The 9,279-nt window shown below is 42.2% G+C and carries 6 protein-coding genes; 4 read left to right on the plus strand and 2 right to left on the minus strand.

Going from position 1 to position 9,279, the window contains the following annotated elements; translation table 11 throughout:
• Window positions 1-200: 200 nt before the first annotated feature.
• Window positions 201-3,083, plus strand: a complete 2,883-nt coding sequence (locus ACZFYI_RS10580) for a ligand-binding sensor domain-containing protein (protein ID WP_462524101.1) — start codon at window positions 201-203, stop codon at window positions 3,081-3,083.
• A 141-nt stretch (window positions 3,084-3,224) separates the two neighbouring features.
• Here the strand turns inward: ACZFYI_RS10580 and ACZFYI_RS10585 are convergent, their stop codons facing one another.
• Both ACZFYI_RS10585 and ACZFYI_RS10590 read right to left on the minus strand, forming a co-directional pair.
• Window positions 3,225-4,079: a helix-turn-helix domain-containing protein gene (locus ACZFYI_RS10585; protein WP_462524102.1), complete on the minus strand. Its 855-nt coding sequence runs from the start codon at window positions 4,077-4,079 to the stop codon at window positions 3,225-3,227.
• A 403-nt stretch (window positions 4,080-4,482) separates the two neighbouring features.
• Window positions 4,483-5,361, minus strand: a complete 879-nt coding sequence (locus ACZFYI_RS10590; RefSeq protein ID WP_462524103.1) for a LysR family transcriptional regulator — start codon at window positions 5,359-5,361, stop codon at window positions 4,483-4,485.
• Between the two features lie 472 nt (window positions 5,362-5,833).
• Between ACZFYI_RS10590 and hutH the strand changes: the two genes are divergently transcribed.
• The 3 genes from hutH to ACZFYI_RS10605 form a co-directional block, all read left to right on the plus strand.
• Complete coding sequence (hutH, locus tag ACZFYI_RS10595; protein ID WP_462524104.1) at window positions 5,834-7,405, plus strand: histidine ammonia-lyase; 1,572 nt, start codon at window positions 5,834-5,836, stop codon at window positions 7,403-7,405.
• Window positions 7,406-7,785: 380 nt separating this feature from the next.
• On the plus strand, window positions 7,786-9,024 hold the full coding sequence (gene hutI, locus ACZFYI_RS10600; RefSeq protein ID WP_462524105.1) for an imidazolonepropionase: 1,239 nt from the start codon (window positions 7,786-7,788) through the stop codon (window positions 9,022-9,024).
• 69 nt (window positions 9,025-9,093) lie between these two features.
• Window positions 9,094-9,279 (plus strand): hypothetical protein (locus tag ACZFYI_RS10605; protein WP_462524106.1); only part of this gene is annotated, 186 nt, incomplete at its 3' end.

A 9,279-nucleotide genomic window follows, 5' to 3' on the forward strand; every position in this document is an offset into this window, starting at 1 on the left:
AAGAGAAGCAAAAAAAAGTATTACATCAATACTACATCAACATTACTTCACCTATTTCACAAAAACTCAACATTAGTTCAAAAAATGTTGAATTTGAGTAATTAGGCAAAGATTCTTTATGGACAAAACAACTCACAAAATCAAAAGTTATTATACATCATCAAGAAAATTCATATCTTGGTTTTGACAATACCCAAAATATGAAATACGCATTTGTTTTATCAATCCTTTGCCTAATGGCCTACGGTGTGTTCGGACAGATTCCCGGACTTCCGATTTCAAAATTTTATTCCAGCAAAGATTACCAGGGAGGAATCCAGAACTTTGCCATTTCCCAGAGCGAAACTGGCCTGATCTATATTGCCAACAACTTCGGTCTTCTGGAATATGACGGTACCACCTGGAGGAGATATTCACTTCCGAATAGCACCAAAATCAGGGACGTTTCTATCAATGAAAATGGAATTATCTATGTTTCAGGGCAGGGAGAGTTTGGGTATTTCCAACCTGACGAACAGGGTTTTTTGCAATACCATTCTTTGTTGAATTTGCTTCCCGATTCCCATAAAAACCTGGAAGAAATCTGGAAAATCTTCATACTACACAACAAAGTTATTTTTTGCACCTATCAGGAGGTATTCACCTTTTCAGAAAAACATGAGTTGATATCGATTACCGAAAACAACCCTGCTTTCGAGAGTTTTCATCTGTCCAATAACAGGATTTTTGCCAATCAACCTGAAAATGGCCTATATGTTTTAGAGAATGACAAGTTTATTGAAGAGAATTATGGTGAAAATTTCAAAGAAAAACTCGTCACCGGGATCATATCGCAAGGGAACAACCAAAAACTGGTCTTTACCCGCGATCACGGAATTTACACCTCAAGCCCGGCTGGAGTTGAACTTTGGGAAAATGAAATGCCTTTGCCTTTAAAAATAAATAAAGCCATCAGGCTCAAAGACGGAAACCTCGCAGTAGGTACACAAAGCAACGGCCTTTTTGTCCTTGATGATTCGGGGAGTATAATTTTACATATGGACAAAGAAAACGGACTTCAAAACAACTCCATTATTTCACTTTTTGAAGACATTTCTGGAAACCTTTGGATAGGGCATAACAATGGCATCACGCTACTCGAACTTAGCCTTCCATTTAGGTTGATCGATCAGTATGCAGGGCTTCCGGGCACAGGGTATCATTCCACCTATTACGAGGGTGCCATTTATTATGGTACAAACAATGGACTTTCGGTACAGAAATTTGATCAAGGGAAAGCCTTGCCTATCAAACCAATACCAGGTTCATCCGGGCAGGTCTACAGGATAAGTCAAATCCAGAATAATCTGCTCATGGCACACAATGACGGCGCATTTACCATCAAGGATTTTAAGGCAATACCAGCAGGCGGATTTGGAGGGGTATGGAATTTCCAATCACTGAAGGACCGTCCCGACATGGTCATAGCCGGAAGTTACAACGGTCTCCTGCTCTACGAATTCAACGGGGATCAGCTACGGTTTTTGAGAAAATTTAAAGGGTTTAATGAGTCTTCAAGAATTCTGGAACAAGACATAGACGGAACTATATGGATGACACATGGGTACAAAGGAGTATATAGGCTTCGGCCAAACAAGGAACTTGACTCTCTCGATGTGAAGTATTATGGCACAGAATCCGGTCTTCCGACAAGCCTCCTGATTTCAGTTTGGAAAATCAACAACAGACTGATTTTTTCTACAGAATATGGGATTTACAGCTATAATGCCCATGAAGACAGGTTTGAGAAAGATGCATTCTTTGACAAATATTTTGATTCTGATTTCTTGGTCACCAGCATGGTCGAAGATCCTTTGGGGAATATATTTTTTATTGGAGATAAAGAAGTCGGGGTTTTGGAAAAACAGATCAACGGATCCTACATCAAAAACCACCAAATCTTCAACAAGATCATCCCTTTCCTAAATGATGACCTACAAAACATCTCATTGATACGATCCAATGAAGTCCTTTTTGCTGCCAATGACGGTTTTATCTGGTACAAACTTGAAAATAAGGCACCCTCCAATCCTTCATTTCCCGCTATTATCAGGGCAGTTTACCTTACAGGACAATCAGACTCTCTTTTATTTCATGGCAATTACCAACCTTTGGATGTGAACCCAGCTGATAACAAAAAAAGCCCTTCAATCACCATTGCTTATGATCTAGCCAATGTCAGGTTTGAATTCAGTAATCCTATTCCAAACAACGAAAACTCAACCCAATTCCAATTTTGGCTTGAAGGTTTCGAAGAGGAATTCGGAGAATGGACCTACAAAAGAGATAAAGCTTACACAAACCTCAGGGAAGGGAATTATACTTTCCATGTCAGGAGCAAAAATATATATGGTCAAATCAGTGAAGCCAATAGCTATTCCTTTAAGGTTTCGCCTCCATGGTATCGGTCAGCATTGGCCTATTTGATATATTTCATATTGCTGATAGCCTTGGCATTTGCGATTTACAAGCTGATAGAAAGAAGATACCATAAGAAAACAATCAAGATTACAGATTCCCAAAGGAAAGCCCTGATCCAAAAGGAAACCGCACTCAAAAGCTCTCAGGAGGAAATCGAAAAACTAAGGCATGAAAAACTGGAAGTCGAAATCCAAAACAAGGACAAAGAACTTGCCTCTGCAACCATGCACCTGATCAATAAAAACGGGTTTATCGACCAAACCAAGACACACCTAAATTCCATCATCAAGAAAAGTAAAAACCAGGAAGTCAAAAGCGAGATTGAAAAAGTCATCCTCAGCATTGATAAAAACATTGCCGGAGACAAGGATTGGGAACAGTTTGAAATCCACTTTGACCAAGTCCACGGGGACTTTATGACGAGGTTCAAAAAGCAATATCCAGACCTCAGCCCTCAGGAAATCAAACTAAGCGCCTACTTGCGTATGAACCTTTCCTCCAAGGAAATTGCCTACCTGATGAACATTTCCACCCGAGGTATCGAAATCGCAAGATACCGGCTCCGGAAAAAGATGCAGCTTGAAAGAACGGCAAACCTGCAGGAGTTTATTTTGAAGTTTTGAAAGTAGATTTGAGATTTGAGATTTGAGACAAAAAAACCTGCTCCGGGTATCAGAGCAGGGATATTTCATAATTTCATTTTCAAAAATGGCTTATGATTACAATTTCATTAACTATTTAATAAATAACCTTTTTCCAACCATTCACCCAAAGGCGTGGATATTCAGATTTTTTGGACTCGTACTTTTGCCTGTAATGGATTCATAGGCTTTGTACAGCAGCACCAACTGAAGGATTTCGAAGATGGTGAAAACAAACAAACCTGGAATCGCAAGGATGATACTCAGAAAAGCAATCCCTGAGATGATGCTCAGAATTCCCGCCACCAAAGCCAGATTGCCGAATTCAGATTGGTATTTGATCAAACCCAAGCCAAATACGATATACAATGCTCCAAAAAGAATGGCTTTGGAAAACTGTACCGATTGCCAAACAGAAGCATTGTTGAATCCATAAATATCTCCTCCTACTCCAATGCAAGTAGCCACAATCAAAAGAATACTTGCAGCTTTGACGATGACGTTGGGTTTGATCAGACTCAATCGATAAAACCCAAAAATAAATACACCAAAAGTTAACATGATACCTATCTTGACGGCGATATACCAAGGTGCTGCTTCCGGACTAATCTCCTCCCCCGCTTCCCAAAGTCCATAATCAAATACGCCCTCCACAAAAGCCAATAGGAAATACACAATGCCTACAAAAAAAGCTGTTTTCAAAAAAGCGGCTTTCCCGATCATCTCAGGACTTATTGGCTCACTTTCCTGAATAGTATGTTGGATTTCTTTGAAATCGTAACCCAAAACTTCCAAAATACTTTTTATAGTATAACTCCTCGGGGTCACCTCCCCGGCTTCGATGCGCTGAATGGTGCGCACATTGATGTTGCATAGCTCCACAAGTTCTTCCTGTGTCAATCCTTTGGCCTTTCTCAGTTCGAGAATCTTTTGGCCCAATTCCGGTTGTTTCATGATAATATGGTTCTGTTTTACCATGGCAAGTTGGATTGATTTTGACAAATATAAGCCGAAAAATGGGCGGATTAAACCCGACATTTACACGGCATTTCGATTTTAGACTTGATATCTTGTGTATGGAACAATAGGTGTAGTAAAATGAAGGTTTAAAGTAAAAAGGTCAGGATAATTTTTATAATTCACAGTCATCAGGAAATCTTAAACGAATGGTATGGGAAAAAAGAAAGCCTGATACTCAAAGTCCCTTCAGCTCTGATCCCCCAAGAGCATAATTTTGTCATCAATACAAAACATGATTTATTTTCTTCGCATGTCAAACTTATTGGCTTGGAAGATTTTTATTGGGATGGGAGGTTGTTTTGAAAACAATTGCTTACCTAAGTTCTGTTTTTAGAGATGGGTTTTTTTAGCGAGTTCCTAGTCACAATATCTCCAAAACATGCTTCAATGCCGGATTGCGGTTTTCGGTTTTCCAAACGGCAAAAAGTTCTGTATGCTGCGGAATCTCCTTGATTTCGATAAACTTTACTTTCAGATCATAACCTTCCTTTAGCGAACTCGGCACAATTGCCACACCAAGCTCAGCTTCTACCAACTTGAAAATGGTCAGCGCATGAACCGATTTGTGCGAAATCTTAGGTGTAAAACCCCTGTCCTCGCAGATACTCATGATTTTATCAAAATAAATGCTGCTGTAGTCACTCGAAAACAAGATGAATGGCTCTTCCTGAAGTTGGCCGACATGTTCAAAAGTATCCGCATCAATCGGGTGGCCAAGAGGCAAGACCAATGAAAAAGTGTCGCGATGTACTGCCTTCATGCTGAGTCCATCCGGTACCCGCGCCAACCTGACAAAACCAAGGTCGAGCTTGTCTTTCTCCAGCATTTCCACCTGAAGGTGGTTGCTCAATTCTTCCAGATTGGTCTGAATTCCGGGAAATTCCCTGCTCAGGCGAACCAACAAGTCCGGAATGACCTGATGTGCTGCAGAACCCAAAAACCCGATCCGCAACTCCCCTATTTTCCCGGATGAAATTTCCCTGAGTTGGGTTTTGGTGAGTTCGAGGTGATTGAAGATATAATCCACCTCGGATTTGAGGTAGTTCCCAGCTGCTGTCAGTTCTACATTCCGTTTCGTTCTTTCAAAAAGCTGTACTCCGAGCAATTCTTCCATCTGCTTGATCTGACGGCTGAGTCCCGGTTGGGAGATAAAAAGCCGTTCAGCTGCCTTTCTGAAGTTCAACTCCTCTGCTACGGCACGAAAATACTCCAAATGTCTAAGCGCTATCTGATAACCCATAGTTATTAATAATTGATAAAATTGGTATTTATAAGTATTAAAGATAATGGGTAATTTTGTTTTATTCCACAAACACCGAGGCACAAAGGAAAAAATAAAAGCATCTCGCAAAGACGCAGAGACGCAAAGGAAAAGAGAAAAAAAAGGTCAATTACTTAGGCTGAACCAAGGAAACCTTTCCCTTTGATATTTCGAGTTTTCAAATTTAGAAGAAAGGTTCAGGAAGGAACTGACATATAGTACAAAACCCCCAACGGGGGTTAAACCATTAATAGCCCCGGGTCGCAACCCGGGGATCCATGGCGATTTTGAAATTCAGGTCAACCCCAAAGGGGTTGAACATCCCCGAAGGAAACAAATCCAGTCATTGGTAAAAATTGGGAAATCTTAAGAAAAACCTACTTAAACATTTTTCTTTGCGGCTTTGTGACTTTGCGGGAAAAAACATTGTCTTCATATGTATCAACCCACCATGAAAAATACATTCCATTACGGTCAAGACCGACTTACAGCATCCCTTGCACTCTCCATCTGTCGTGGAACAACAAAGGGGGTTATCTCTCGTGAAAGCAGAGAAAAAATAAAAGCCAGCAGTCAGGCTGTCGAAAAAATTGTCAGCAAAGGCAAACCTGTTTATGGTATCAATACCGGTTTTGGGCCGCTGTGCACCACGATGATTTCTCCCGAGCAAACCAAAAAACTCCAGGAAAACCTTCTGAAAAGCCATGCCGTAGGCCTCGGAGAACCCATCCCCATCGAAATCGCCAAATTGATGTTGGTCCTGAAAACCCATGCATTGGCACAGGGATATTCAGGAATTCAGGAAAGTACCTTGGACAGGATCCTTTTTTTCATAGAAAACAATATTGTCCCTGTCGTGCCCAAACAAGGTTCCGTCGGTGCTTCTGGGGATTTGGCACCACTTTCACATTTGTTTTTGCCTCTCATCGGTTTGGGAAAGGTCCATTTCAAAGGTGAAATCATTTCAACAGCCAAACTTTTTCAGCAACTCGACCTTGAGCCCATTCACCTCGGACCAAAGGAAGGTTTGGCACTGATCAACGGCACGCAATTCATCGCAGCTTTTGGGGTCATGGTCGTAGACAGATTTTACAATATCCTTGCCCATGCCGACATCACCGGGGCAATGATGTTGGAGGGATTGTTAGGTTCGACCAAGCCATTCAATGCAGACCTCCACCAACTCCGCCCTTACGCCGGAAACCAACATGTCGCCCAATCGATCTTGAATTTGCTTCATGAGTCGGAAATTGTCCATTCCCATGCGGCTTGTGCGCGGGTTCAGGATCCATATTCCTTGCGCTGTATGCCGCAGGTCCACGGTGCTTCCCGCAATGCCTGGCTTCACCTGAAGCAAATGATCGAAACTGAGATCAATTCCGTCACCGACAATCCTGTCGTCTTTGACGAAAACCATACCATCAGCGGGGGAAATTTCCACGGTCAACCGATTGCAATGCCTTTGGATTATGCCTGCTTGGCAGCTTCTGAAATCGGCAATATCTCTGACCGCAGGATTTACCTTTCTTTGGAAGGCGATACGCCGGGTGTTCCAAAATTACTATTGAAAGAAACCGGGTTGAATTCCGGTTTTATGATCCCTCAATATACCACAGCCGCCTTGGCAAGTGAAAATAAAGGGCTATGCTTCCCTTCCTCTGCAGACAGTATCCCGACTTCCTTGGGACAGGAAGACCATGTGAGTATGGGAAGTATCGGCGCTAGAAAGGCATTGCAGGTGATAGAGAATGTGGAAAAAATCCTCGGGGTCGAACTCTTTTGCGCGGCACAGGCGGTGGATTTCCATGCACCATTGAAATCCGGCAAAATCATGACGGCACTCTATGAACACGTCCGTACCAAAATCCACCATGTCACCGAAGACCAAATCATGTATGAAGACATGGAAAAAGCCGTTGACATCATCCGCAGTGGAGAATTGTTAACTTTAGCAAAAGAAGTGGCTGCAAGAGACGGTTTGGAATTGGAGACAAAGTGGTCGGAGGAGTTTGATAGATACTAATTAGAAGTGAGAGAAAATAGTTGCAGTTGGCAGTCTCAGTAGGCAGCCGTGTCACTTTGACTTCAAATAAAATCTCAAATCTGATACTCAGTAGTAGACCATTTCTAAAGAAAGTTTTTCCAAAGTTCAAAACTTTGGAAAAGGTCTCAGACTCATTGAGAATACCAAGCATATGCTCTAAAAAACCTGTCTTTGTCATTTCGAAGGAGGAACGACTGAGAAATCTTTTAAAAGGAAGAAAGAAATTTGGAAAAAGACCTCTCCTTCGTCGAGGTGACAAGTTAAGGCCAATTCAAAATCAGTCTTTGAATACCCGATACTTAATCCATGCCATTCAAATAAACAATTAATCAAATAAACAATTAGCCATTAACCAAAAAATGCCCACCTACACCCTTATCGGCCCGATACGACAACTCCTGACCATGCGTGGATTGGAGGCAAAAGGCCCTTTGCAAGACAGTCAACTTGAAATCATCACAGAAGCCGGGATATTTTTGAAGGATGAAAAGATCCATGAAATCGGAAGCTATTGGGATATTTACCCCGAAGCCCAATCCATAGGTGCCAAGATGGAAACCTTGCAAGGCGACTATGTAGCGCTTCCTGGGTTTGTAGATTGCCACACGCATATCTGTTTTGCCGGAAGCCGGGCCAAAGATTTCGCGATGCGCAATACCGGAAAATCCTACCTTGAGATCGCCAACTCAGGGGGTGGAATTTGGGATACGGTAACTCAAACAAGAAAAGCGGCTTTGGAACAATTGGTTAAACTTACCGTCAAAAGGGCTAACCGTCACTTGGCGGATGGCGTCACCACCATCGAGATCAAAAGCGGCTATGGACTTTCTGTGGCTGAAGAAATCAAAATGCTACAGGCCATCAAAAAGGCAAATTCGGAAACTGCAGCAGACTTAGTACCCACTTGCCTTGCTGCCCATATCTGTCCAAAGGATTTTGAGGGTTCAGCAAAGCAATACCTGGAAATAATCAGCAATGAATTGTTCCCAATCTTGAAATCTGAAAACCTCAGCAATAGGATCGATGCTTTTATTGAAGATTCAGCTTTCAGCCCCGACGATATCGCAGACTATTTCCAAAAAGCCAAAGACTATGGGTTCGATATCACGGTCCATGCCGACCAATTCCATGTTGGCGGTTCGGCGGTGGCGGTGGCATATGACGCCATTTCAGCTGATCATTTGGAAGCAAGTACAGAAAATGAAATAGCATTGCTCGCTAATTCTGATACAATAACAGTGGCTTTGCCGGGAGCATCGATAGGTTTGGGAATGTCATTTGCTCCGGCAAGGAAACTCTTGGATGCCGGTGCTTCTTTGGCTATTGCCTCAGATTGGAATCCCGGTTCTGCACCAATGGGTGACCTATTGATGCAGGCAGCTGTATTGGGGACATTTGAAAAACTCAGTAATGCCGAAGTTTTGACAGGAATCACTTGCCGGGCCGCAGCGGCACTTGGATTATCTGACAGGGGAAGTATTGCGGTTGGAAAATTGGCGGATATCCTGCTTTTCCAAACTTCAGACTACCGAGATATCACGTACCAACAGGGGAAATTGAAACCGGCTATGGTCTATAAAAAGGGAATTAGGATTTAGATATTAATGGATATTGGATATTGATGGATATTAAAAGCAAAGGTGAAGAACTCAATCCAAAAATAGCATTTGAAACTATCAAAAGACCTTTCCTTGTCACTTCGACGGAAGGAGAAGTCTAATGAGGCCAATTCAGACAAAAGATTTCTCTCTACTTTACCATTGACAGATTTGGAGAGCGCCACCCTGAGTGAAGCAAAGGTCTCACCAAAAAAAAATGAGATCCTTCAGTCGTGCCTCCTTAAGGATGACGTT

It is taken from the genome of Aquiflexum sp. (assembly GCF_977115555.1).